Below are 24,502 nucleotides of genomic sequence, written 5' to 3' on the forward strand. Positions count from 1 at the left end.
CTTTTGCAATAGCGCGAGGGTGCGCGGTTCAAAGCTGACACGGTACGTACCGATAACGGCTGCATGCATCGACTGGCAGGACCTTCGCACGCATCGCCTCGCAGCCCGCACCTAGTCGTTCCATTTCTCGTGCTCAGGTAGCATGCATTCTTGGGCCCATTCCTGCATGCTCGAATAGACCGTGCTCCCTGGCCATGGAGGCACTTCCTCTGCCTTCGACCATGTCAGATGAACGACCGCGACGCGGCCGCTGCCATCAAGGATTTCGAAGAGCACGTCATCACCTTGGCCACGCCCGACTAGTCGAGTCGGCAAGCCAAACATTACATGTCCGCGAGCCACTTCCGATTGAAGCTCCCGCGTAAACGAGTCAAGAAGAGTGTCGCCGAGGTCCTGGGCAGACGACCATGGTTCTAGCCATTCCATTGCATCACTCCCGGATATATGCAGGGAAGCCCCCCCCCGGGCCACTCACTCATTGATGGAACAACAGGTCTGCGACGAACCCCATGCCGACGAGCAGACCAAAACAGAAGACTACGGAAATGCAGCCCAGAAGGATACGTGGCAGCGATACCTCTGCACTGTGGCTTGGCTCCGGCTCTTTGCCGCGAATCAAGCGATAGCCACCCACTGTAAAAAACGCATATGCAAGTAGCGACGGAAAAAGAAGCATGCTTGGATTCGCATTGAGAACCAGCACCATAGCTCCGAAGGCGGCTACACAGATTGCACCAAAAACAATGCACACAAGCCCGTTGATTCGAACGGTTCTTGACGTCGCTGCTTTGGGTGGCGAGAACGAATCGGAAACCGCATTGAGTGCGAACTGCGCCGTACGAACGATGTGAGATAGAGAAGCCATTGGTCGTAGCTTTTGGGGGGAAGCGATTTCAGTAAATCTGAAATGATGGCTAGCCACACTGCCATAAGCTCATGACTTTCCGCAATTGACCGTCGGGGGGGATTCCCGATAGCCGGGGGCTGTCGGCGTCCACTTTTGGCCGGTAATGGACCTATCATTTAGATTGGTAGCCGCCCTAGCCGCTCGCAACCACTCGCGGCGGGCATAGAGAAGGAAGAAAACGAATGACGAGGGGCTTCAAATGGGTCGCAACCGTGCTACTCGCGGTTGTCGCCGTACTCTCTGCACTGTGCGTTCAGTGGTCATCGTATGCTCGTCAACGTGGACTCGCTGAGGACCGCAGCATTTCTGCAATTGCGGCACGACACCCAGAAATGAAAGCCGCATTCGATGCCGTTGCCGCTTGCGAGGAACGACGTAAGCACGGTGCAGACCGGCCTCCAATTACGACTGCGTTTTGCATATCGACGGTTCGGGAAAGGGCTGTGGCTATGGAGAAGCCGGATGTGGTGGAAGCCATTGACGAGCTGACGCACGAAATCGGTAGGGAGACGAAAGCAATCGAGGTTCCGTTTCCGCTCCGAATCCTCCTCTGAAGTCAAACACAGAAAGTGGGACGGTTAGCCTGGCCGCAAAGCTAACGCGCCAACCCACTCGCTATATTGCTTACCTTGGTCCAAATTGCTTGAGCGACTGCGGACTGCTCCAAAGCCAGGGTCACAACCGGGTGGTTCGTGGCTTGCAATTGAATGAGCGCATTCGCCGCTTCATATCGCAGTTCATAGTCCGAAGAGGTCAGCGCTTCTGCTAGACACACGATTGTTGATTCGCCGACGTGTCCGAATTTGGCTAGCACCCTCGCTGCAGTTACGTCGCCCCTCTTCAGCTCTGGAACAATCAGCGCTTCCAGCTCACTAGCACGCTCGCCCTCCCTGTCTCCGGCGTGTCAGTCTCAACAGGCATGTCGCTCGGAATCATAGCCGCCCACTGTGAAGAACGCTTAAGGTGTGTCGAGACATCAGATTTAGACCTGTAGAGCTTGAATGGCGGCGAGTGCCATGCTTCCGGCTTTTGACGCCTGCGGATGCCTATGCTTAGCGCACAGTTCGGCAATCTCCGTAAGCTGAAGGGTTGGACGAGCACGGATTTCCAGCGCGACTGATTCGGCAATGAAGAAGTCCTCGTCGCCGGCCAAGTCGCGGAGCAACAGGCTGTCACTCAGGTCAAGCGAAGGCACGAATGGCGGTACAAGCTCGTCCCTGTTGTCTAAGGTGAGCAGGTGCCGCATCCACTTGCTGAGGCCAGCCTGGTCAGCGGCAACTGGTGAACGGGGCGGATGTTGCTCTTCAAGCCATTGCCCCTCGTTTTTGGCACGAATGGCAGCCAAGAGAAACTCTGATAGGGACGCGTACACAATGCGGCTATCGCCATCGTGACAGAGAAAAAACACGGCACCCTTGAGAGGCCCAGCACCGACATAGAAGTGGTGATTGCTCGTTTCTATGTCGTCCAGGACAAGTCCACCGAGCGCGTCCACGATGGGATGACCATGGACCGACTGCGTCCAGCGCACTGCGTCTTCCAAGCGAAGCAAGTGCTGCGCGCGCAGTGAGGGCTCGTGCATCCCGGCCGCTGCCGCTTGCTCAAAGAAACGTAAAAGCTCGTCCGAGAACGACGGTACGTTGTCCGGAAGTATCTCAGTGATGTGTGCCACGTTGTGGGCTCCTCGCCTTGCGAATGCGTGGATGTTGGACGGCAGCGTCTGGCCGCACTCTGCCGACACTGTCACGCGCCCGGACGGACAAGGTCGGTAGCTGCCGCCTGCAATCTGCTTAAACGTCAAAACGCATCGCCAACTCTTGAAAGCTCTCTGGCCGACAGCGGACCATGGCTAGCGGTCTCCGCCTTATGCACACCGGTGGCATCATTGGAATAGCTGGTCTCTGTTTAGTTCTGCAATACATTGACAAATCACCCAGAAAACCTCTCGTCCTCTTGAATGGCTTCACATATCTTTTCAAGAAAATCTACCAGACCATTCTCACCAACAAGGTCAGAGCGGACATCAGCTAGGAGACGATGGAATTCAATGAGCTCCTCTGAACCCAACTCATCAGCGCAAATCATATCCATACCGAACTCATCCATTGACTGAAGGACTTTCTTGGCAACTTCGGAATTTTTTGCACGCCAGCGAAGTGACTCTGCTATCCATTCGAAATCAATCGTTCTTACGTCAAAGTGCTTTCCCTTAGCGAGGATTACTGTTCCAGTCATTTTTAGTGCACTCAGAAAAGGCCGTCTGCGGGCGCTTGGAGGTGGCATGTCAATCAAATCGATGAACGTCTGCGTGAATGCATCTTCAACGACTGCTAATGGCCGGAAGCGGTCGGTGCCCTGTCGCAGTTAGAACGAGGGAGCGGCACGCTGGTCGTACGACCAAGCAATCGAAGCTGGTATGCTGCCCATTGCTGATGCTTGCGCCCGCAGGTTATGACGCTCCACTCGATGTCCGGGACGACGTGAAGACGTATCGCTTCCCGGATGACATCGTCGAGATGGTAAGCGAGCTGGCACTGGAGATTACCGAATACCAGCAGATGGTCGACCCGTCCCCCGTGACTGGCGCCACGATTCTCCAGAACCTGCGAGTTGGAGACCCAACCGCCGAAAATGAGATGGCAACTCTGGCCAACTACTATCTGCGGACCGACCAGTACACCAGGACTATCAACGGAGACGTTAATCTGGTCGTCGGCCGGAAGGGCGCAGGCAAGACTGCTCTATTCCTTCAGATTCGGGACCGTACTCGCTCGGACAAACGAAATATCGTCGTAGACTTGAAGCCGGAGGGGTTTCAGCTCCTGAAGCTCAAAGAGGAGTTGCTCACGTATCTCAGTGAGGGCTCGCTCCAGCATCTTGTCACAGCGTTCTGGGAGTACTTAATTCTTCTCGAGGTCGCCTACAAACTGCTCGAGAAGGACCGAGTCACGCACAAGAACAACCACGAAATCTACGAGCTTTATCGAGAGCTTGAGGCAACGTACAAGACGGACGATTTCTCTGACGAAGGCGATTTCTCCGAACGCCTCTTGGCGCTGTCTCAGAGCATTACCGCAAAGTTTAAGCAATTGCATTCCGACGAGCCTGGTCAGCGACTGACCAACGACCAGGTCACAAGTCTTTTGTACTACCACGACATCCGAAGCCTGCGGACAAAGATTTCAGACTACCTGGAGAAAAAACAGTCGGTCTGGATTCTCTTCGACAACTTAGACAAGGGATGGAGCACCGGCGGCGTCGATGAAATTGACACTGCAGTTCTGCGGTGCCTGATAGATGCGGGCCGCAAAATCGAGTCACACATGCAGAAGGCTGGGCATCGTTTCCGCTGCATCGTATTCGTACGGAATGACGTATACGAGCACTTGATGCAACGCAGCGCAGACTACGGCAAGGAGATGCGCGCGATTCTCGACTGGACCGAGCCCGACCTGCTGCGTGAAATGCTGCGACTGCGCCTCGTGAACGCCTTGGAGCTATCGCCCGACAAGACGGGCTTCGACCAAGCATGGCGAAGCCTCTGTGTTTCTCACTTCAACGGCGAAGAAACGTCGGCGTACATGATTGACCGCTCCTTGATGCGGCCACGCAATCTGCTTAAGGTATTCAACCATTGCCGCGGCTTCGCCAATAACTTCGGCCACGCGAAGATTGAGGACTCTGACATCGAGAAAGGACTGCGAGCGTACTCACAGGACTTGCTGATGGAGCTGGACAGAGAACTCGCAGATGTACTTCCTCAAGCGCAAGACCTTGTCTATCGATTCATTGATGCGCCGGCAACTATGCCGAAGCAAGACCTTATCGCCCTCTTGCGAGATGGTGAAACAGACGAAGAACCCGCAGCGAAGAGGCTCGAGTTCCTTCTCTATTACGGCATCATTGGACTCCAGACGCCTGAGCGAACCTACTACATCTTCGATGTCAACTACGACCAGAAGGTTCTGCGAATCCGGGTCGACCGAGCCGGCGATGATGCTATCTTCGCCATTAATCCAGCGTTCTGGCCAGCATTGGATATTCGGCCTCCCTCGAGGGAAGGAAACTAGGGCTTACCCCCCAGAAACCAGGCTGTATTCAGCAAGTTTGAAATGCTTTCATTTCCTCGCCACAGTTGCCGTCTTCCAAATTCCGCAGCGTACGAACACCGACACCCGCCCGCGCCGCGAGCGTGGCTTGGTCCAGGCTTCGGCGCTCCCGAAGCGTCTTCAATCGTTCGCCTAGCTTGCTTCAATCTCCTGCGCAGTGACAACCTGTGAGCGCAACTGGAGCGCTATCGCAGAAAAAAAAGCTTGAACAGCAACCCCTGCGGCATGAGCAGCCAAGATACAGTCATGTACTGCTGCATTAGAAAAGCCCAATTCCGCGCCGGGATTGGATTTCCGGACAAATCGCGGACGGAAATTGGGCAGTTCTAATGCAATTTTTGGCCTCATCAAATGCCCAGAGCCATCTGTTTCTGCGCCTGCCGAAACTTATTCGACAGTCACCGATTTCGCCAGGTTGCGCGGCTTGTCGACGTCGGTGCCGCGCGCCAGTGCCGTGTGATACGCCAGCAGCTGCAGCGGGACCACGTGCAGGATCGGCGAGAGCTGGCCGTAATGCTCCGGCATGCGAATCACCTGGATGCCATCGCTCGACTGGATCTGCGTATCGGCGTCAGCAAACACGTACAGCTTGCCGCCACGCGCGCGCACTTCCTGGATGTTCGACTTCAGCTTTTCCAGCAGCGCGTCGTTCGGGGCCACGGTCACGACCGGCATCTGCTCGGTCACAAGCGCCAGCGGGCCGTGCTTGAGTTCACCGGCGGGGTAGGCCTCGGCGTGGATGTACGAGATTTCCTTGAGCTTGAGCGCGCCTTCCAGGGCGATCGGGTAGTGCAGACCGCGACCGAGGAACAGTGCGTTTTCGCGGCGGGCAAACTCTTCCGACCACGCGATGATCTGCGGCTCCAGCGCCAACACGGCGTTCAGCGCCGACGGCAGGTGACGCAGATGCCGCAGCGCATCTTCTTCCTGCTCCGCGTTCAGATGACCGCGCAGCTTGGCGAACGTCAGTGCCAGCATGTACAGCGCGGCAAGTTGCGTGGTGAACGCTTTGGTGGACGCCACGCCAATCTCGGTGCCCGCGCGCGTGAGGAACTTGAGCTGCGTCTCGCGCACCATGGCGCTGGTCGCCACGTTGCAGATGGCGAGCGTATGCGTGTGGCCCAGTTCGCGTGCGTGGCGCAGCGCGGCCAACGTGTCGGCGGTTTCGCCCGATTGCGAGATCACGACGACCAGCGCGTTCGGATTGGGCACCGTCTCGCGGTAGCGGTACTCGCTGGCGACTTCCACCTGTGTCGGAATCTTGGCGATCGATTCGAGCCAGTACTTGGCCGTGCAGCCCGAGTAGTAGCTCGTGCCGCACGCCAGGATCAGCACGCTGTCGACCTTGGGCAGCACCGCGGCCGCCTCGGGGCCAAACAGGTCCGGCCCAAACCCTTGCACGCCTTCCAGCGTGTCGCCCAGAGCGCGCGGCTGCTCGAAGATTTCCTTCTGCATGAAGTGGCGGAAGGGGCCGAGTTCCACGGCCGCGGCGTAGGTGCCGACTTCCTTCACTTCACGCTCGACGATCTTGTCGTGGGCATCGGCCACGGTGAAGCCGTCGCGGGTGATTTCCACCACGTCGCCTTCTTCCAGGTAGGCCATGCGGCTGGCGGTGCCGGCCACGGCCAGCGCGTCCGACGCCAGGAACGATTCGTTCTCGCCAATCGCCACCACCAGCGGCGAGCCGGCGCGCGCGCCCACCACCACGTCGGGGTTGTCACGGGCAAACACGGCAATCGCATAGGCGCCGTGCAGGCGCTTGACCGACGCACGCACCGAGGCGAACAGGTCGCCGCGCGTGGCGCTGCTCGGGTACGTGTAGGCCTGGTGGATCAGGTGCGCGACGACTTCGGTATCCGTCTGCGATTCAAAGCCGTAGCCGACAGCCTTGAGCTCTTCGCGCAGCGACTCATAGTTTTCGATGATGCCGTTGTGCACCAGGGCGATGGTGTCGCCCGAGAAGTGCGGGTGAGCGTTGACCGTGTCCGGCCGACCATGCGTGGCCCAGCGCGTGTGCGCGATGCCGATGGCGCCATCCAGGTGGCTCGTCTGTGCCTGGGCATCCAGATCGGCCACGCGCGAAACGGTGCGCGCCCGCTGCAGCTGGCCGTCACGCTGCACAGCGACGCCGCAGGAGTCATAGCCGCGATATTCCAGGCGGCGCAGGCCCTCGATCAGGACGGGAACGATATTGCGCGTGGAAACCGCGCCAACGATACCGCACATGTTGATTTCTCCAGTTGGGGTGTGGCAGCACGTTGAATGTGCGCCGCACTCGGTAATTCAGTATCGATGCTCGTGCGCCGAAGCGGCATCCGCTGTTCGGCGCAGGAGAAACCCTGTCAGCCTGCCTTCTTTTGCTTGACCGGGCGCTGCCAGCTGTCGATGGTGACCTGGCGCGCCCGCGAGACCGTCAGCTTGCCCTCGGGCGCGTCCTTGGTCAGCGTGGTACCGGCACCCAGCGTCGCGCCCTTGCCCACGCGCACCGGCGCCACGAGCTGCGTATCGGAGCCGATGAAGGCATCGTCTTCGATGATGGTGCGGAACTTGTTTGCGCCATCGTAATTGCATGTGATGGTGCCCGCGCCGATGTTGACGCGCGAGCCGACCGTGGCGTCGCCCACGTAGGCAAGGTGGTTGGCCTTGCTGTGCGCCGCGATCTGGCTGTTCTTGACCTCGACGAAGTTGCCGATGTGCACGTCTTCGGCCAGCTCGGTGCCCGGGCGCAGCCGCGCGTACGGGCCAATGCGCGAGTCGGCGCCAACCTTGGCACTCTCGATGTGGCAGAACGGCAGGATCTCGGCGCCGGCCTCGATCACCGCATCGCGGATCACCGCATTGGCGCCGATGCGTACGCCATCAGCCAGCGTCACATCGCCCTCGAAGATGCAGTTGACGTCGATCACCACGTCGCGGCCGCACGTGAGCTTGCCGCGCACGTCGATGCGTGCCGGGTCGATCAATGTCACGCCGTCTTCCAGCAGTTGCTGCGCGAGGTTGCGCTGGTGAATGCGCTCCAGCTCCGCCAGCTGCACCTTGCTGTTCACGCCCAGCGTTTCCCACTCGGCCAGCGGATGTGCGGAGGTGATGGGCACGCCTTCGCTGGCGGCACGCTCGATCACGTCGGTCAGGTAATACTCGCCCTGCGCGTTGTCGTTGGACAGCGTCGCCAGCCAGTTCTTGAGCTTGGCCGTCGGGCACACCAGGATGCCGGTGTTCACCTCATGGATGGCGAGTTGCGTTTCGTTGGCGTCTTTCTGCTCGACGATGCGCGTGATGCGGCCGGCGGCGTCACGCACGATGCGGCCGTAGCCGGTCGGGTCGCCCAAGTGCACGGTCAGCACGCCCAGGTGGTCATTGCCGGCGGCGCCCACCAGGGCGCTCAGCGTTTCGGCGCGGGTGAGCGGCACGTCACCGTAGAGCACCAGGGTGGGCACGCTCTCGTCGAGCTGGTCGACGGCCTGCATGACGGCGTGGCCCGTGCCCAGTTGCTTGTCTTGCGTGGCGAAGGCGATATCGGGCGCGCCGACCATCTCGCGCACCCGATCGCCGCCATGACCGACGACCACCACCAGCCGCGTTGGCGACATGGTGCGCGCGGTTTCAATGACGTGCGCCAGCAGCGGTTTGCCGGCCAGGGGGTGCAGCACTTTCGGCAGGGCAGAGCGCATGCGTTTGCCCATGCCTGCAGCCAGGATGACGATATTCACAAGGAGGTTCCTAGAGTGACTCGAAGCGATAGCCTGCGACGGGTTGCCGGCGCCGGAAACGGCTGCCTGAAACCCACCGCCCGCCACCTCCCCTCAGGATGGCCGGACCGCCTGCAAACCCTTCTGCGGGGCGCTTTTGCGGCGTATAAGACACAGATGCAAAAATTCTAGCATGGGGCCCACCCTCCCCCTGAACCGGTCAAACGGTGGAATTGTTGCAACGACGCCATTACCGAGACGGTTAGCCCGCCCGCCGGTCAGGCGGATGGCGGACACCCGGCGTGGCGCGCCGGAGCGGATTTGGGCAGCGTACGCCGCCCGTGTGACGCGGGCTGCGCTCAGCTTGCGGCTGCCTCGCCGGGCACGGCTTGGTCGGCGGGCGTGTCCCCAGGTTTGCGCTCAAACCGCACGAACTCGATGCGATCGTCATGCGAGCCGGCAAACACCAGCGGGGCCTGGTCGTAGGCGGTCTGGCCGAATAGCGCGTCTTCACCGATCTTCGCCAAACCCGTGGTCAGGCCGTTGAAGTCGAACAGATCGGTATCAGCCAGGTGCGATGGCACCACGTTTTGCAGCGCCGCGAAGATGTTGTCGATGCGGCCCGGCGTCTGACGCTCCCACTCCAGCAGCATCTCCTTGACCTTCTTGCGTTGCAGGTTTTCCTGCGAGCCGCAGAGGTTGCACGGGATGATCGGGAATTCCATCGCGCGGGCGTAGGAGGCGATCTCCTTCTCTGCGCAGTAGGCCAGCGGGCGGATGACGATGTGCTCGCCGTTGTCGGTGGCCAGCTTGGGCGGCATCGACTTCATCTTGCCGCCAAAGAACATGTTCAGGAAGAACGTGTTGACGATGTCGTCGCGGTGGTGGCCCAGCGCGATCTTGTTGGCGCCCAGTTCCTTGGCGGTGCGGTAGATCACGCCGCGGCGCAGGCGCGAGCACAGTGAGCACGTCGTCTTGCCCTCGGGCACCTTCTCCTTGACGATCGAATACGTGTCCGCCTCGACGATCACATATTCCACGCCCAGCTTCTTCAGGTAGTTGGGCAGCACCTCTTCCGGAAAGCCCGGCTGCTTCTGGTCGAGGTTCATCGCAATCAGCTTGAAGTCGACCGGCGCGCGCTTCTGCAGCGCCATCAGCACCGACAGCATCGTGTACGAATCCTTGCCGCCAGACAGGCACACGAGGATGGTGTCGCCGTCTTCGATCATCTTGAAGTCGCCGATGGCGCGGCCCACCTGCGACTGCAGACGGGTTTCGAGGCGGTGGAAATTATTGGAAAACGTCATGGCATCTCGACCCCGCCAGCGCTGAATAATGGCCGGACGGGCGTCAAATCGTGAGGAAAATCAGCATTTTAGCGCGCGCGGAGCGCCGTCTGCAGGGTCGCGCGAACAGGCCTAGAATCGTTTGCCTATCTTCTGCTCGATGGAAACGAACCCCATGACGACAGCAATGCGGATTCTGGTGCTTGGCGCCGGCGGCACCGGCGGCTATTTCGGCGGCCGGCTCGCCCAGGCGGGCGCAGACGTGACCTTCCTGGTGCGGCCGGCACGCGCGGCGCGGTTGCGCGAACACGGTCTCGTGATTCGCAGCCCGCACGGCGATGCGCAATTACCCGTGCAGAGCATCACCGCAGACCAGGCCTCGACTTGGGGCCGTGCAGACTTGGTGCTGCTGAGCTGCAAGGCCTATGACCTGGAAGACGCCATCACCGCGATCCGCCCCGTGGTGGGCGAGCGCACGGTGGTGCTGCCGGTGCTGAACGGGCTGGCGCATCTGGAACGGCTTGATGCCGCGTTTGGTGAATCGCGCGTGCTCGGTGGGCTGTGCCACATCAGTGCGACAAGCGCGCCGGACGGGGCGGTGCTGCACCTGAGCAACGGCCAAGGCCCCGCCGTGCACTCAATCACGTTCGGCGAGCGCACGCCGCATGCGCCGCGCGAGCGCACCGAGGCAATCCGCGACGTGTTTGCCACGGCCAACTTTGACTCCGTGCTGGCTGACAACGTCATGCAAGACATGTGGGAGAAATTCACCTTCCTCACTTCGCTGGCCGCGATGACTTGCCTGATGCGGGCGACGGTAGGCGAGATTGTCGCCACGGACGAGGGCGCAGCGTTGAACGAGGCGATGTTCATGGCGTGCGAGCGCGTGGCTGCGGCGTCGGGGTATCCGAATCGGCAGGCTGCGCGCGAACGCGGGCTCAATGTGCTGACGCAGGCTGGGTCACCGCTGACGGCATCGATGCTGCGGGATCTGGAGAGTGGTGCGCGGGTTGAAGCGGATCACATCGTAGGGGACATGCTGCGCCGCGGGCGGGCGTTGGGGACGGATGTTTCGTTGCTGCGGGTGGCGTTTGCGCATTTGCAGGCTTATCAGCAGCGGTTGTTGCGGGCGGCTGTTTGATTGCTTTGCGTTTGTGGTTCATCCCCGGTTTCATCCCCTGCCGGGGCTGACTCACTTTCTTTGTCTTGCCAAAGAAAGTAAGCAAAGAAAGGCGCGCCCGAGATGGCGACTTCCCCTTGAATTTATGTCGCAGAGAGGGGAAGGGAAAAACTCGCTGCGCTCAGACAGTTTCCCTTCCTTTTTCCTCTCTGCAACAGAAATTCAAGGCGCCATCTAGGGCAGGGTACGGCCAAACCATCTGAACGGCGGTGTTGCCGACTTGGCTTGCTTTGTCGGTTGCCTATTGCCAACCTCCACCCAGCGCCTGCATCAGCGCTGCAGAGTCCAGCAACCGATCCGCTTGGCTCTGTACCTGCTGCAGCGTGGCTTGGTCGACCTGGCGTTGGGCGTCCAGCAACGTTAGCGTGCTGATGCCGCCTGCGGCGTGGCGGGCTTCGGCGGCGTGCAGGGTCTGTTGCGCCTGGTCGGTTGCCAGCGCTCTGGCCTGCAGCGTTTGGGCGTCGTTGTGCACGGCGTGCAGGGCGTCGGCCACTTCCTGCAAGCCTTGCAATACGGCTTGCTTGTAGGCGGCGCCGGCTGCATCGTAGGCGGCTTCGGCTTCGCGCTTTTTGGCGCGCAGGGTGCCGCCGTGGAAGATCGGTTGCGTGAGGCCGGCGCCCAAGTTCCAGATGCTTGACCCAGCGCCGAGGAGGTTGCGGAAGCTGGTGGTTTCCGAACCCAGCCCTGCGGACAGGGTGATGCGCGGGAACAGGTTGGCCGTAGCCACGCCCACGTTGGCGCTGGCTTCATGCCACACCGCTTCGGCGGCGCGAATGTCGGGACGCCGTTGCGCAAGCGTGGACGGCAGCGACACTGGCAGCGGGTCGGGCAGATGCAGCGCGTCGAGCGAAGGCAGGTCCGGCAAACCAGCGCCGGGCTCGCGGCCCAACAATACCGATAGACGATGCCGCTGCTGCGCAGCCTGCTGCATGAGCGGCGGGAGCGTGGCATCGGTCTGCACGACGAGCGTGCGCTGCGAGAACGCATCGACCTGCGCGACGCCACCGAGGCTGAGGCGGCGCTCGGTGATCTCCAACTGCCTGCGCTGCTCGGCCGCCAATCGCTGCGTGGCCGCAATCTGCGCATCCAGCGCGGCAATCCGCACCGCCGCCGTCACCACATTGCCGGCCAGCGACAGGCGCGCCGCCTCCAGTTCATAACGCTGCGTATCGAGCTGCGCGCGCGATGCCTCAAGCGCGCGTCGCACGCTGCCAAAGATATCCAGCGCATACGACACCGACAGCGACGCCGAATACAACGTGAACGGCCCCGGCTTGGGCGTGTTGAACCCGAACGCCTCGGGGTTGATCTGCTGACGCACGGCCGACACGGTGCCATCCACCGACGGCATCACATAGCCGAACTGCGCCTCGGCTTCGGCCTGCGCCTGACGCAAGCGCGCCTCCGCCTGCGCGACGGACGGGCTCGCGCGCAACGCCTCGTCCACCAACGCATCCAGCGCGGGCGATTGGAACAGGTGCCACCAATCGGCCGGCACGTTGGCATCGACAAGATGCTGCACCTCGCCGCCAACGACGGGCGCCGATGCGGTTTCCCGCGACAAGGGCTGTGCGGAATAGCCGGCGGCCGCGGGCCCGCCTGGCGTCTTGAAGTCGGGACCGACGGCACAGCCGCTCACGGTCAGCGCGGCGATCAACACTGCCCCAGCCGCCCGCTCACCACCCACCAACGCACGCCCCAACGCCAGCAAACGCCGCCAGACGGTTTGGCCGTACCCTTCCCTAGATGGCGCCTTGAATTTTTGTAAGCGGGCGGAAAAAAGAACGGGAACTGTCTGAGCGCAGCGAGTTTTCCCGTTCTCCGCCCAGTTATGAAAATTCAAGGGGAAGTCGCCATCTCGGGCGCGCCTTTCTTTGCTTAGCTTTCTTTGGCAAGACAAAGAAAGTAAGTTGGCCCCGGCAGGGGACGAAACAAGGGATGTACCACCACCGTCAGCACGTCGAATCCACAGCGTCCACATAGCCACCTCAATCCAACGTCTTGCGATAAAACCGCAACGCAATCCCCAACACCACCACCGTAAACACCATCAGCGGCCAAATGCTCGGCCACAGCTCAAACCAGCCGTTGCCCTTGAGCAGGATGCCGCGCGTGAGCCGGTTGAAGTACGTCATCGGCAGCAGGTTGCCAATCGCCTGCGCCCAGTTGGGCATGCCCACGAACGGAAACATGAAACCCGAGAGCAGGATGTTCGGCAGGAAGTAGAAGAAGGTCAGTTGCGTCGCCTGCAGCTGATTCTGTGCGAGCGACGACAGCGTGATCCCCACCGTCAGGCTCGCCACGATAAACAGCAGTGCCGATACGTAGACCATCCACACGCTGCCGACAAACGGCACGTGGAAAACGAAGAACGCCATCAGCAGAATGATGGTCACCTGCACCAGCCCGATGAAGATGTACGGAACGATCTTGCCCGTCATCACCTCCAGCGGATGCACCGGCGTGGCGAGCAGGTTTTCCATCGTGCCGCGCTCGCGCTCGCGCGTCATCGCCAGGCCCGTCATCATCACCATGGTCATCGTCAGGATGGTGCCCATCAAACCGGGGATGATGTTGTACTGCGTGATGCCTTCCGGGTTGTAGAGCTTGTGGATGCGGACATCGAACGGCGGTGCGGCACTCGCGGAGCCCCCCGCGCCAGCTGCCAGCGGTGACAACGCGCCCTTCATATCCTTGCTGACAACGCCCTGCACCAGTTGCGAGAGCGAGGCCACGGCCAGGCCGGTCGCGGCAGGATCAGTGGCATCGGCCTCCACGAGCAGCGAGGGCTTCTCGCCGCGCACGAGCTTGCGCGTGAAGTCCGGCGGGATCGATACGACAAACTGAAGCTGGCCTTTGGCCAACGCCTCGCGCCCGGCGGTTTCGTCCGGCAGCGTGGTCGCCAAGTCGAAGTAGTCAGAGTTGCGCATGCTCGCCAGGAAGCTGCGCGTGAACTCGCTCTGGTCTGCGGCAATCACGCCGGTCAGCAGATGCTTCGGATCGGCGTTGATGGCGAAGCCGAACAGGAACAGCTGCATGATCGGAATGCCGATCATCATGGCGAACGTCACGCGGTCGCGGCGCAGCTGCAGAAACTCCTTGAGTACCACGCTCCACCAGCGCACGAACGAGAAGCGATTGCCGTCTGGCTTCATGGCTGCGCCCCGTAGTTGTCTGAAGAGCGCTTCATCATGTGGATGAACACGTCTTCGAGGCCGGTGTTGATCGGCTCGGCGCGCATGCCGGACTCTCCTGCGAGCTTGCGCAACGTGCCCTCCAGCGCTTGCGCATCCGCGCCGGTCACGTGCAGCACCGACCCAAACGCAACGGTCTGATCCACGCCCGGCTGCCCCTCAAGCTTGCGGCCCAGCTCTACCAGATTGCCGCCTGAGATCGACCACGTCGACAAGTGCTGCCCGGCGATCACTTCATCGGCGGTGCCTTGTGCGAGCAGCTCGCCATACGCGATGTAGGCAAGCTTGTGGCAGCGTTCGGCCTCATCCATGTAGTGCGTGCTGACGAGCACCGAGATGCCCTCCGCCGCCAGCCGGTGCAGCTCTTCCCAGAAATCGCGGCGGGCTTTCGGGTCGACGCCGGCGGTGGGTTCATCGAGCAGCAGCAGTTCGGGCTTGTGGAGCATGCACGCGGCCAGCGCCAGGCGTTGCTTCCAGCCGCCCGACAGCGAGCCCGCCAGTTGCTTGGCGCGCGATGCCAGTCCGAGATGTTCCAGCGCGTGGTCCACCACCTCGCGCCGATTCGGCATCTCGTACAGGCGAGCAACGAAGTCCAGGTTCTCGCGAATGGACAGATCGTCCCAGTACGAAAACCGCTGCGTCATGTATCCGACGCGCCGCTTGATCTGCGCCGACTGCTTGAGGATGTCGTAACCCAGGCACGAGCCACTGCCGCTGTCGGGCGTCAGCAGCCCGCACATCATGCGGATCGACGTGGTCTTGCCGCTGCCGTTGGGGCCGAGGAAGCCGAAGATCTCGCCGCGCGCAACCTGCATGGAGAGATCTTTCACGACGTGTTTGTCGCCGAAGTGCTTGTTCAGGCCATGCACGTCGATGGCGTAGTCGCCGTTGCGTGTGTGCGGCTGGCTGTCGTGGCTGGCGGCGCTCATGGCAGCGTGACCTCCACGGGCTGGCCCGGGCGCAGCTTCGGGCCATCGGCCGCGGCGGGCCGGGCTTCCACCATGAAGACGAGCTTGTCGCGCGTCGTGTTGCTGTAGATGACGGGCGGGGTGTATTCGGCTTCGGTCGCAATGTACGTAACCGTAGCGTTGATGTCGGCCGCGCAGCCATCGCAGTGCAGGCGCGCAGTTTGCCCGGGCTTGAGCGCGCCCACCACGCCTTGCGGCACGAAGAAGCGCACTTTCACGTTGGCCGGCGGCAGCATGCGCACCACGGGGCTGCCGGCGCCGACCCACTCGCCTTCGCGATACAGCGTGTCGAACACGAGGCCACCCTGCGTAGCCTTCTGTGCCTTCTGATCCAGCCGCCATTGGGCTTGCGCCACCGCCGCACGCGCCGCTTCCACCTGCGCAGATTGCGCGCGGATCTGGTCATTGCGCGCCGGCAACTGGGCAATGCGCAACTGGTTGGTCAATTCACGCACGCGTTGCGCGTTGGACTGTGCGGTCGAGCGGCTTGCATCGAGCTGCGATTGCGCGATACCACCAGCGCGGAACTGCGCCTCGTCTCGCGCGAGCTGCGTCGATGAGAGCTTGTCCGCCGCCACGGCTTGCGCCAGTTGCGCGCGCACCGCATCCACCTCCGGCACACGCTTGCCGACATTCAGATCGGCGAGTTGGGCTTCGGCGCCTTGCAACTGCGCGGCTGCCTGCTGGCGGGCCGCCGTCTCATCCACCGATTCCAGTGCGAAGAGCGGCGCCCCAGCGCTGATACTCTGCCCACGCTGCACGCCAAGATGTTCGAGCCGCCCGCCCACGGGCGACGCCACGTAGACGAACTCGCCTTCCACATAGCCCTGGTAGGTGTGATTGTCTTGTTTGGCGCAACCCGCCAGGGCCATCGCTGCGGCCGATGCCACCGCAAACCACCCTGCCCTGCCGATGCACAACGCTTGCCGCATACCGCCCTCCGCGGGATTCGATTGATGCGATTGATTCGATTGCCTGCCGTGTTCGCCTACTCGCGCCCCTTGCTCTGTAGCTTGGGCTTCGACTTTGACTTTCGCCTCGCTGATTTCCCGTCCGCTTGCTCGGGCGTAGCGACGGGGCCGATGCCGTGCAGCAGCAACGCGGCCACGTGCCGGCCGATGTCCTCGTCGCTCACCCGATCCGCCAGGGGCAGGCGGCCCCAGAGCGCGCGCGTCGCCAGCGGCAGCATCGCCAGGCCGATCAACGACACCATCACCAGCGGCGGCTGCAGTGCCGCGTTCACCGCGCCCGCTGCTTGTGCGCGGGCAATGCGGTCGACCAGCAACGTGGCGCGCTCCAGCGCGATGCGTGCGAACACACGCTCGCGCAACTGCCCGCCCTCGCTGGCGATCTCGCGAATCCACAGCGTCGGAAACCATGGCGTGGCTGCGGCCACCGCCACCATGCGCTGCGCCACGCCGGCCACGGTCTGCGCAAGGTCGGGCAGATGCGCGTCGTCGGCGATGATCGCGAGCGCTGGGCCCGTCACCTGATCGATCAACGGGCGGATGCGCCCCTCCACCACGGCATCGAGCAATTGATCGCGCGTCTTGAAGTGGTAATGCACCATCGGCGCCGTCACCCCGGCTTCGCGGGCGATGGCGGCGAGCGTGGTCGGGCCGACGCCGTCGCGCGCAAATAACGTGACGGCAATGTCGAGCAGGCGGTCACGAAGGTCGTCCTGTGTTGCGCCATCCGGGCGACGGGGGCGGCCTGGGCCGCGAGAGGAAGGTTTGCCGGTTGCCATGCCGCGAATATTAATTGTCGAATTAATTAATTTCAAGGCAGCAGTGTGGGCTTTGCAGATCCGCCCCTGAAGATCGCGACGGCGCGGCTAAGCGCGCGCTGCCGCTTCAAGCTGCGCCAGCCGCACAAGCAAGCGGTCCTGCGCTTCGCTCGGAAAGCTCGATGTGCGGCGCACGGCAAACACGGTATTCAGGCAGCGCCGCGCCACGATCGGGCGCACGACCTGCAGGCGCCCTCGCTCCACGGCATCCTGAATGGCATGCAGCGGCAGCACCGACCAGCCCATGCCGGCCTCCACCAACGTGCTGACCTCTTCCAGGTCGGACACGTGATGTGCGCTGACGGTCGTCTCCGGCATACGCCGGAACAGCGCCTTGAACCACAGCCCGTAGACCGCATCGGATTCGTCATAGGTGACGAAGGGCAGCGCCGCGCAATCAGCCAGCGTGCGTGGTGCACTGTGCTCACGCAATGCGCGGGCGCTGCACGCGAGCACGAATTCTTCGGTGTAGACAGCGTGGTGTTCAAACAGGCGTGACGTACGCGGCGTATAGACAAAGCCGAGATCGGCACGACCGGATTCGACATGGCTGAAGACCTCTTCGTCGCTGCCGAAGGCGAGTTCGAGGCGCACGTCGTCGAGAAGCGGCGCATCGGATTCGGGCGATGGTTTCAGCAGCGCCGGCATCAGCACATAGCGCCCGAAGCTGGAGCCGCTCGCCAGCTTGAGCGACACGCGCTCCATCTCGCCGCTGTGCAATGCGGCGCGCAGCTCATCCAGCCCGGCAAACGCATCGCGGCACCACGCCCGCACCGACGTGCCGGCACGCGTGAGCACGAGCTTGCGCCCCGAGCGCTCGAACAAGGGCACGCCCAGCCACTGCTCCAACTGCCGCATCTGATACGACAACGCCGGCTGCGACACGGCCAAGCGGTCTGCCGCGCGCACGAAGCTGCCTTCGTTGGCGACGGTCAGGAAGCTATGCAGATAGCGCAGCGGCGAATGCGACATGGCAGAACACGAGTGCCTTGATTCATCAAATTTTTGGATCGAAAAACGAAAAACATTCGATTTGATTTCAAGTCTGTCAGATCGCACAATCCGCCGCAAGTGAACGACCGATCCAGGCAGGAGGCCATCATGACGACCGCAATGCAACATCCGAGCTATGCATTGGAAGACCGTTACGGCGCACGCAACTACGCGCCCTTGCCGGTCATGCTGGAACGCGGCGAAGGCGTGTGGCTGTTCGATACCGACGGCCGGCGCTACCTCGACATGATGTCGGCGTATTCGGCCGTCAGCTTCGGGCATTCGCATCCGAAACTCGTTGCCGCGCTGACGGAGCAGGCCGGCCGGCTGACGCTTACGTCGCGCGCATTCCACAATACCGAGCTGGGCCCCTTCCTGGCCGACGTCTGCCGCATCACGCGCATGGACCGCGCGCTGCCGATGAACACCGGCGCCGAAGCCGTCGAAACCGCCATCAAGGCTGCGCGCAAGTGGGCGCGCGACGTGAAGGGCCTGGCGCCCGAGGCGGCCGAAATCATCGTCTTCGAAAACAACTTCCACGGCCGCACAACGACCATCGTCGGATTCTCCTCGCACGATCAATATCGCTACGGATTCGGCCCGTTCGCGGCGGGCTTCCGGCGCATTCCGTTTGGTGACGCCGATGCGCTGCGAGCGGCCATTGGGCCCAACACGGGCGCCATCCTGATGGAACCGGTGCAAGGCGAAGGCGGCATCGTCGAGCCTCCTGCCGGCTACCTCAAACTCGCGCGCGAACTCGCTACCCAGCACAACGTGTTGCTCGTCTGCGACGAGGTTCAAACAGGCCTGGGTCGAACCGGCGATGTGCTGGCGAGCTGGCATGAAGGCGTTGACGCCGATCTGGTGGTGCTGGGCAAGGCGCTCGGGGGCGGCATGATGCCGGTGTCGGCCATCGCGGGGCGCGAGGCGGTCATGGGCGTGTTTCAGCCGGGCGACCACGGCTCCACGTTTGGCGGCAACCCGCTCGCAGCGCACATCGGACGCGCGGCACTCGCCTTGCTGATCGAAGAACAACTGCCACAGCGTGCCGCCCGCGTGGGCGCGGCGTTCATCAACGAACTGAAGGCGCTCGTCGGCCACGGCGTGCGGCAGGTGCGCGGACGCGGCTTGATGATCGGCCTGCAACTTGACGCCGACATCGATGCGCACGACTTCGCGTTCGCGGTGGCCGAGCGCGGCGTGCTGACCAAGGACACGTACGGCAACGTGGTGCGTCTGACACCGCCGCTTGTGATTGGCGAGGCCGAGCTGGCGCTGGCGTTGGAAGCCATCCGTCAGACGCTGGCGGGCTGGCCGCGCCGCAAAGTGGCTTGAGGAAGAACTCGCAAGGGGAGTGACATGACCATCATTGATCTGATCGGCGCGGCCATCGGCTGCGGCGCGCAAGACGACGGCTGCAAGGACGGCCCGCGTGCGCTGCTGGAAGCCGGCGCGCTGGCGCGATTGCAGACGCGGGACACGCACGCCGCGCTCGTGCACGACATCGAATTGGCGATGTCGGCGGGGCACAGCCGGTCAGCACGCCTGGCGGCGCTGCCCGGCGTGGCCGGGTTCTCGCGCGCGCTTGCCGACGCGACAGCGCACAGCGTGCGCCAGGGGCATGTGCCGGTCGTTATCGGTGGAGATCACTCGTCCGCCATCGGCACGTGGTCTGGCGTGGCAAGCGCCTTGCGGCAGAAGGGTCCGCTTGGGCTGATCTGGATCGACGCCCACCTCGACAGCCACACCCCTCAGACGAGCGATTCCGGCGCCATCCACGGGATGCCGCTGGCGGCGCTGCTCGGCCACGGTGCCGCGGCCCTCACACAAGTTCGGGATGCCGCGCCGAAGGTATTGCCCGAACACGTCGTGGTCATCGGCGCGCGCAGCTATGAACCGGCCGAACGCGCGTTGCTGGATCTGCTTGGTGTGCGCGTAATCGACGCCGCCGAAGTGGCACGCGCCGGCTTGCGCGCCGTCATGGCCGACGCCATCCGTCAGGTCAAATCGGGCACCGCAGCCTTTGGCGTGACCCTCGATCTGGACGCCTTCGACCCCGCCGTCGCACCCGGCGTCGGCACGCCCGAAACAGATGGCCTCACCGCTCACGGCATGGCCCAGGCACTCGCCGCGTGCGCCCGCGATGCACGTTTCGCCGCATTCGAACTAGTGGAATACAACCCGCGCCACGACAAGGGCGGGATCACAGCGCACCTGGCCCTGGACCTGCTGGCCAGCGTAGCAGGCGCGTTGCACGCCCAGCGCCGCGAATACGCGACGGCGGCTTGAACCGCCATCAAGAAAAAAGCGCACCACCAACGCCCGCGCACAGACGGTGTGGCCGCACCCTGCCCTATGCGGCGCCTTGAATTTCTGTTGCAAGGAGGAAAAAGGAAGGGAAACTGTCTGAGCGCAGCGAGTTTTTCCCTTCCCCTCCTTGCGACATAAATTCAAGGAGTGGTTCGCCACATCGGGCGCGCCTTTCTTTGGTTACTTTCTTTGGCAAGACAAAGAAAGTGACTCAGCCCCGGCAGGGGATGAAACAGAGAACCCACCACCAACAACAAAAACAGCCGCTCAGGCCTGGTCCTTAATGCGAAACACCTCAACGCCCACGGATTCGCAATCCGGATACACATCCGGCTTCTCCGTCGACACCCGCGCAGCCAGCACATGCGGGTGCTTGAGCATGGCCGTCAGCACGTCATCGCACAACGTCTCCTGCAGATGGATATGGCCTTGCGCCATGCGGCGCGCCACGGTGTCGCGCATGAAGTCGTAATCCACCACTTCATGCAGCTTGTCTTCCGTGGGCGACGAATGCTCCAGCGGCACGTACAGCTCGATGTTGATCAGGACGCGCTGCTCGCCCTTCTTCTCGAATTCATGCACGCCGATGTTGATCTGCACTTCGTAGTTGCGCAGGAACATACGACGGCAGTGCGACAGGCGCGGGTGGGATAGCAGGGAAAGCATGGGAGCGTCCGGGGGGAGTTGTTTATTCAGTGAGGAACATCACGTCGCGGGCCAGCGGCATCAGGTGCTGGCCTCCGTCGACGAACAGCGTGGTGCCGGTCACGGCGCGCGCGGTGGCCAGGTAGCACACGGCATCGGCGATGTCTTCCGGCGTGGACGACTGGCCCAGCGGCGTCATCTGGTGCGCGCGTGCAAACCCGCCTTGCGACTGGTCGCCCGACACCATCGTGATACCCGGCGCCACGCCCACCACGCGCAGCGCGGGCGCCAGGGCCTGCGCAAGCTGCATGGTGGCCGTCGACAGCGCCGCCTTCGACAACGTGTAAGAGAGGAAATCCGGGTTCAGGTTGTCGAGCTTCTGGTCGAGCAGATTGATGACCACGCCCCGGCCTTCGGCGCCATCGGCCGTCAGCGCACGGTGCAGCTCGCGCGACAGCAGCAGCGGCGCCGCCACGTTGGTGCGCATGTGCGTATCGAGCGACGCGTAGCTGAAGCTGGTCGCCACGTCGTACTGGAACAGCGACGCGTTGTTGACCAGGCACGTGGGCGTACCCAGTGCAGCGCTGCAATCGGCTATCAGGCGGCCGGCAGCGGCTTCGTCCGACAGATCGGCCTGCAGCACGACGGCGCGGCGGCCCATGGCGGTGATCTCGGCGGCCACGGCGTCGGCCTCGGCACGCGAGCGATGGCAATGCACGGCAACATCCCAGCCGTGCCGGGCCAGCGCCAGGGCAATGACGCGGCCCACGCGGCGGCCTGCGCCTGTGACGAGGGCGATGCGCCGCGGTGTAGTGGATTCTGCGGTCGATTCCGCAGTTGACTGGATGGGCGTCTGCGCCATTGTTTACAATCCGGCGATGAGCAAAACCGTGAGTTTACCGCTTCCCAACGAGGCGGCGCAGGCGCAGTCCGCGCAACTGTTCGCCGTGATCGCCGACGCCATTGCGGCTGCCGGCGGCTGGCTTCCGTTCGACCGCTACATGGAACTGGCGCTTTACGCGCCCGGCCTGGGCTACTACAGCGGCGGCGCGGCCAAGTTCGGCCGCCGCGTGGAAGACGGCGGCGACTTCATCACCGCGCCCGAATTGACACCGTTCTTCGGCCGCACCGTGGCGCACCAGATCGCGCAGGTGCTGCAGGCATTGCCCGAAGGCCAGCGCCACGTGCTGGAGTTTGGCGCCGGCACCGGCAAGCTGGCCGCCGACATCCTCACCGAATTGGATGCGCTGGGCGCGCGGCCCGACAGCTACGGCATTGTCGAACTCTCCGGCGAGCTGCGTCAGCGCCAGCAGGAGCGTCTGACCGCGCTCGGCCCCGAGCTGGGCGCCCTCGCGCAGTGGCATGACACGTTGCCCGCGCCGTTCACCGGCGTGATGATCGGCAACGAAGTGCTCGATGCGATGCCCGTGTCGCTTTGGGCGCGGCGCAGCGGCGTGTGGCACCAGCGCGGCGTGACACTCGACGCCGAAAACGGCCTGCAATGGGAAGACCGGCTCGCTGATCCGTCAGAGGTCCCAGCCAAGCTGGCTGCCCTGCCCGGCACGGATGATCTCGTCACCGAATCGCACGAAGCCGCCGAGGGCTTCATCCGCAGCGCTGGCGCGGCACTTGAGCGCGGCCTGCTTCTGCTGATCGACTACGGTTTCCCGGCTGCCGAGTATTACCACGCGCACCGCACCAACGGCACGCTCATGTGCCACTACCGCCAGCACGCGCATGACGATCCGTTCTGGCTGCCGGGCCTGCAGGACATCACCGCGCACGTCGATTTTTCGGGGATTGCCCAGGCGGGCCAGGAGGCGGGGCTGGACCTGCTCGGCTACACGAGCCAAGCGCGCTTTCTGTTGAGCGCCGGGGTGGGCGAATTGCTGATGACGCTCGATCCGTCCGACCCGATGCAGTTTCTGCCGGCGGCCAATGCCGTGCAGAAGCTGCTGTCGGAAGCGGAAATGGGCGAGCTGTTCAAGGCCATCGCGCTCGGCAAAGGCATCGACGCGGCGCTTCCGCTGGCCGGCTTTGCCGATGCCGACCGCTCGAACCGCTTGGGTTAGTCGATCAGGCTGACGCGGCCTTGGCCGCTTTGGCTTCCAGGGCGCGTTCGTTCTGCTCGGCTTCGTAGCGGCCGATCGTGCCGCGCATCCACCACAGCAGCGCCAGGCCCGGGAAGGCAAACACCACAGTCATCAGATAGAACGCGGGCCAGCCGTAGGCTTCAACGAGGTAGCCCGAAGTGGGCCCGACGTACACGCGGCCGATGGAAGCCAGCGCTGACAACAACGCATACTGCGTCGCCGAGAACGACCGGTTGCACAGCGCCATCAGCAGCGCCACAAAGGCCGCCGTGCCCATCCCACCGCAGATGTTCTCGATGCCGATGGCCACCGCCATCGTCCACAGATGCTGCGGCGTGACGGCCAGCACCCAGTAGCCGAGGTTCGACACCGCCTGCAGCACGCCAAAAAGCAGCAGCGCGCGCACCAGCCCCAGCCGCACCATCAGCGTGCCGCCATACAGCGCGCCGACGATCGTGGCGGCCAAGCCGAGCGTCTTGTTGACGATGCCGACCTCGCCGGCGGAAAAGCCGACGCCGCGAATCAGGAACGTGGTCGACAGGCTGCCTGCAAACGCATCACCCAGCTTGTAGAGCACGATCAGCGCCAGCAGCGCCCAGGCGCCCCGGCGTGAGAAAAAGTCCCGCAGTGGGCCGACCACGGCTTCCTGCAGACTGCGCGGCGGGCGTGCCGACACCTCCGGCTCCGGCGACCACAGGGTCGTGATGATGCCAAGCGCCATCAGCGCGGCCATCAGCAGATACATGTTGCTCCAGCCCATCACGCGATCGGCCAGATACAACGCCAGGCCGCCCGACACCAGCATCGCCAGCCGGTAGCCGAGCACCTTCACGGCCGCGCCGACGCCGCGCTCGCTCGAATGCAGCACATCGGTGCTGTAGGCATCGAAGACGATGTCCTGCGACGCCGACAAGAACGCTACCAGCACCGCCAGCCCGGCCAGTGCCCAGAGCGCGGCGTGCGGCGGCGTGAAGGCCATGGCGGCAATCGACGCCACCAGCCCCGCCTGCGTCAGGACCAGCCAGCCGCGCCGCCGGCCCATCAGCGGCGGCGTGAAGCGGTCCATCAGGGGCGCCCAGAGGAATTTGAAGATGTACGCCTGCCCCACCAGCGAGAACAGCCCGATGGTGCGGATATCCAGCCCTTCCACCGTCATCCAGGCCTGCAGCGTGCCCGAGGTGAGCGCCAGCGGCAGGCCGGAGGCAAAGCCCAGCAACAGCATCGCGCCGATGCGGCGGTTGCGGAAAATATCGAGGTAATCGTGAAAGGTCATGCGGCGGGCCGGAGGCGAGTGCGATGCGAATGCGGGTTGCCACGTAGCGTGGCACGGTGCGTTGGCCGA

General features: G+C 63.1%; 21 protein-coding genes. 5 read left to right on the plus strand and 16 right to left on the minus strand.

All coding sequences use genetic code 11. The features are described from left to right. Nucleotides 1–475: 475 nt before the first annotated feature. From NG898_RS09010 to NG898_RS09020, 3 genes are all read right to left on the minus strand, one after another. Nucleotides 476–865 carry a hypothetical protein gene (locus NG898_RS09010; protein WP_252691999.1) on the minus strand — a complete coding sequence of 130 codons (390 nt, stop codon included), beginning with the start codon at nt 863–865 and terminating at the stop codon, nt 476–478. A gap of 1,024 nt (nt 866–1,889) precedes the next feature. Next, nucleotides 1,890–2,579, minus strand: coding sequence for a hypothetical protein (locus tag NG898_RS09015; RefSeq protein ID WP_252692000.1), 690 nt, complete (start codon nt 2,577–2,579; stop codon nt 1,890–1,892). A 257-nt stretch (nt 2,580–2,836) separates the two neighbouring features. Beyond that, the gene (locus NG898_RS09020) at nt 2,837–3,142 is read right to left on the minus strand and encodes a hypothetical protein (RefSeq protein WP_252692001.1); all 306 of its coding nucleotides are present in this window, start codon (nt 3,140–3,142) and stop codon (nt 2,837–2,839) included. Between the two features lie 197 nt (nt 3,143–3,339). Here NG898_RS09020 and NG898_RS09025 point away from each other — a divergent pair, with 197 nt between their 5' ends. Continuing rightward, complete coding sequence (locus NG898_RS09025; RefSeq protein ID WP_252692002.1) at nt 3,340–4,977, plus strand: P-loop ATPase, Sll1717 family; 1,638 nt, start codon at nt 3,340–3,342, stop codon at nt 4,975–4,977. Nucleotides 4,978–5,005: 28 nt separating this feature from the next. Here the strand turns inward: NG898_RS09025 and NG898_RS26215 are convergent, their stop codons facing one another. The 4 genes from NG898_RS26215 to ttcA form a co-directional block, all read right to left on the minus strand. Then, complete coding sequence (locus NG898_RS26215) at nt 5,006–5,140, minus strand: helix-turn-helix domain-containing protein (protein ID WP_420803688.1); 135 nt, start codon at nt 5,138–5,140, stop codon at nt 5,006–5,008. A 263-nt stretch (nt 5,141–5,403) separates the two neighbouring features. Beyond that, a complete protein-coding gene (gene glmS, locus NG898_RS09030; protein ID WP_252692003.1) occupies nt 5,404–7,242 on the minus strand; it encodes a glutamine--fructose-6-phosphate transaminase (isomerizing) in 1,839 nt (612 codons plus the stop codon). A gap of 116 nt (nt 7,243–7,358) precedes the next feature. Next, nucleotides 7,359–8,726, minus strand: a complete 1,368-nt coding sequence (gene glmU / locus NG898_RS09035) for a bifunctional UDP-N-acetylglucosamine diphosphorylase/glucosamine-1-phosphate N-acetyltransferase GlmU (protein WP_252692004.1) — start codon at nt 8,724–8,726, stop codon at nt 7,359–7,361. Nucleotides 8,727–9,064: 338 nt separating this feature from the next. Further along, complete coding sequence (gene ttcA, locus NG898_RS09040; RefSeq protein ID WP_252692005.1) at nt 9,065–10,012, minus strand: tRNA 2-thiocytidine(32) synthetase TtcA; 948 nt, start codon at nt 10,010–10,012, stop codon at nt 9,065–9,067. A 166-nt stretch (nt 10,013–10,178) separates the two neighbouring features. Between ttcA and panE the strand changes: the two genes are divergently transcribed. Beyond that, entirely contained in the window at nt 10,179–11,132 is a 954-nt protein-coding gene (gene panE, locus NG898_RS09045) for a 2-dehydropantoate 2-reductase (RefSeq protein ID WP_252692504.1), read from the plus strand. A 280-nt stretch (nt 11,133–11,412) separates the two neighbouring features. On the opposite strand, the gene NG898_RS09050 is transcribed toward panE, so the two are convergent. The 6 genes from NG898_RS09050 to NG898_RS09075 form a co-directional block, all read right to left on the minus strand. Continuing rightward, nucleotides 11,413–13,152 (minus strand): efflux transporter outer membrane subunit, encoded by a 1,740-nt coding sequence (locus NG898_RS09050; RefSeq protein WP_252692006.1) that lies wholly within the window; start codon nt 13,150–13,152, stop codon nt 11,413–11,415. Between the two features lie 7 nt (nt 13,153–13,159). Then, on the minus strand, nt 13,160–14,326 hold the full coding sequence (locus NG898_RS09055) for an ABC transporter permease (RefSeq protein WP_252692007.1): 1,167 nt from the start codon (nt 14,324–14,326) through the stop codon (nt 13,160–13,162). After that, nucleotides 14,323–15,294 (minus strand): ABC transporter ATP-binding protein, encoded by a 972-nt coding sequence (locus NG898_RS09060; RefSeq protein ID WP_252692008.1) that lies wholly within the window; start codon nt 15,292–15,294, stop codon nt 14,323–14,325. Before NG898_RS09060 ends, NG898_RS09055 begins: the two co-directional genes overlap by 4 nt. After that, a complete protein-coding gene (locus NG898_RS09065; RefSeq protein WP_252692009.1) occupies nt 15,291–16,265 on the minus strand; it encodes an HlyD family secretion protein in 975 nt (324 codons plus the stop codon). Before NG898_RS09065 ends, NG898_RS09060 begins: the two co-directional genes overlap by 4 nt. Before the next feature lie 56 nt (nt 16,266–16,321). After that, nucleotides 16,322–17,080, minus strand: coding sequence for a TetR/AcrR family transcriptional regulator (locus NG898_RS09070; RefSeq protein ID WP_252692010.1), 759 nt, complete (start codon nt 17,078–17,080; stop codon nt 16,322–16,324). A gap of 87 nt (nt 17,081–17,167) precedes the next feature. Continuing rightward, nucleotides 17,168–18,091, minus strand: coding sequence for a LysR family transcriptional regulator (locus NG898_RS09075; protein ID WP_252692011.1), 924 nt, complete (start codon nt 18,089–18,091; stop codon nt 17,168–17,170). A 129-nt stretch (nt 18,092–18,220) separates the two neighbouring features. Between NG898_RS09075 and rocD the strand changes: the two genes are divergently transcribed. Next, nucleotides 18,221–19,447 (plus strand): ornithine--oxo-acid transaminase, encoded by a 1,227-nt coding sequence (gene rocD, locus NG898_RS09080; protein ID WP_252692012.1) that lies wholly within the window; start codon nt 18,221–18,223, stop codon nt 19,445–19,447. Nucleotides 19,448–19,471: 24 nt separating this feature from the next. Next, nucleotides 19,472–20,401: an arginase gene (locus NG898_RS09085; protein WP_252692013.1), complete on the plus strand. Its 930-nt coding sequence runs from the start codon at nt 19,472–19,474 to the stop codon at nt 20,399–20,401. A 288-nt stretch (nt 20,402–20,689) separates the two neighbouring features. On the opposite strand, the gene NG898_RS09090 is transcribed toward NG898_RS09085, so the two are convergent. Further along, nucleotides 20,690–21,088, minus strand: a complete 399-nt coding sequence (locus NG898_RS09090; RefSeq protein ID WP_252692014.1) for a dihydroneopterin aldolase — start codon at nt 21,086–21,088, stop codon at nt 20,690–20,692. Between the two features lie 22 nt (nt 21,089–21,110). Then, nucleotides 21,111–21,929: an SDR family oxidoreductase gene (locus tag NG898_RS09095; protein WP_252692015.1), complete on the minus strand. Its 819-nt coding sequence runs from the start codon at nt 21,927–21,929 to the stop codon at nt 21,111–21,113. Nucleotides 21,930–21,945: 16 nt separating this feature from the next. Here NG898_RS09095 and NG898_RS09100 point away from each other — a divergent pair, with 16 nt between their 5' ends. Beyond that, nucleotides 21,946–23,139 carry a class I SAM-dependent methyltransferase gene (locus tag NG898_RS09100; RefSeq protein WP_252692016.1) on the plus strand — a complete coding sequence of 398 codons (1,194 nt, stop codon included), beginning with the start codon at nt 21,946–21,948 and terminating at the stop codon, nt 23,137–23,139. A 4-nt stretch (nt 23,140–23,143) separates the two neighbouring features. Here the strand turns inward: NG898_RS09100 and NG898_RS09105 are convergent, their stop codons facing one another. Then, nucleotides 23,144–24,433 (minus strand): muropeptide transporter, encoded by a 1,290-nt coding sequence (locus tag NG898_RS09105; RefSeq protein WP_252692017.1) that lies wholly within the window; start codon nt 24,431–24,433, stop codon nt 23,144–23,146. Nucleotides 24,434–24,502 lie beyond the last annotated feature (69 nt).

The organism is Ralstonia mojiangensis (assembly GCF_023955645.1).
Lineage (GTDB): Bacteria > Pseudomonadota > Gammaproteobacteria > Burkholderiales > Burkholderiaceae > Ralstonia > Ralstonia mojiangensis.

Excerpts from the sequence above, each read along its gene's own strand:
- NG898_RS09010 (WP_252691999.1), bottom strand. The coding sequence starts at position 865 with ATGGCTTCTCTATCTCACATCGTTCGTACGGCGCAGTTCGCACTCAAT.
- NG898_RS09020 (WP_252692001.1), bottom strand. The coding sequence starts at position 3,142 with ATGACTGGAACAGTAATCCTCGCTAAGGGAAAGCACTTTGACGTAAGA.
- NG898_RS09025 (WP_252692002.1), top strand. The coding sequence starts at position 3,340 with ATGCTTGCGCCCGCAGGTTATGACGCTCCACTCGATGTCCGGGACGAC.
- glmS (WP_252692003.1), bottom strand. The coding sequence starts at position 7,242 with ATGTGCGGTATCGTTGGCGCGGTTTCCACGCGCAATATCGTTCCCGTC.
- ttcA (WP_252692005.1), bottom strand. The coding sequence starts at position 10,012 with ATGACGTTTTCCAATAATTTCCACCGCCTCGAAACCCGTCTGCAGTCG.
- panE (WP_252692504.1), top strand. The coding sequence starts at position 10,179 with ATGCGGATTCTGGTGCTTGGCGCCGGCGGCACCGGCGGCTATTTCGGC.
- NG898_RS09050 (WP_252692006.1), bottom strand. The coding sequence starts at position 13,152 with ATGTGGACGCTGTGGATTCGACGTGCTGACGGTGGTGGTACATCCCTT.
- NG898_RS09055 (WP_252692007.1), bottom strand. The coding sequence starts at position 14,326 with ATGAAGCCAGACGGCAATCGCTTCTCGTTCGTGCGCTGGTGGAGCGTG.
- NG898_RS09060 (WP_252692008.1), bottom strand. The coding sequence starts at position 15,294 with ATGAGCGCCGCCAGCCACGACAGCCAGCCGCACACACGCAACGGCGAC.
- NG898_RS09065 (WP_252692009.1), bottom strand. The coding sequence starts at position 16,265 with ATGCGGCAAGCGTTGTGCATCGGCAGGGCAGGGTGGTTTGCGGTGGCA.
- NG898_RS09070 (WP_252692010.1), bottom strand. The coding sequence starts at position 17,080 with ATGGCAACCGGCAAACCTTCCTCTCGCGGCCCAGGCCGCCCCCGTCGC.
- NG898_RS09075 (WP_252692011.1), bottom strand. The coding sequence starts at position 18,091 with ATGTCGCATTCGCCGCTGCGCTATCTGCATAGCTTCCTGACCGTCGCC.
- rocD (WP_252692012.1), top strand. The coding sequence starts at position 18,221 with ATGACGACCGCAATGCAACATCCGAGCTATGCATTGGAAGACCGTTAC.
- NG898_RS09085 (WP_252692013.1), top strand. The coding sequence starts at position 19,472 with ATGACCATCATTGATCTGATCGGCGCGGCCATCGGCTGCGGCGCGCAA.
- NG898_RS09090 (WP_252692014.1), bottom strand. The coding sequence starts at position 21,088 with ATGCTTTCCCTGCTATCCCACCCGCGCCTGTCGCACTGCCGTCGTATG.
- NG898_RS09095 (WP_252692015.1), bottom strand. The coding sequence starts at position 21,929 with ATGGCGCAGACGCCCATCCAGTCAACTGCGGAATCGACCGCAGAATCC.
- NG898_RS09100 (WP_252692016.1), top strand. The coding sequence starts at position 21,946 with ATGAGCAAAACCGTGAGTTTACCGCTTCCCAACGAGGCGGCGCAGGCG.
- NG898_RS09105 (WP_252692017.1), bottom strand. The coding sequence starts at position 24,433 with ATGACCTTTCACGATTACCTCGATATTTTCCGCAACCGCCGCATCGGC.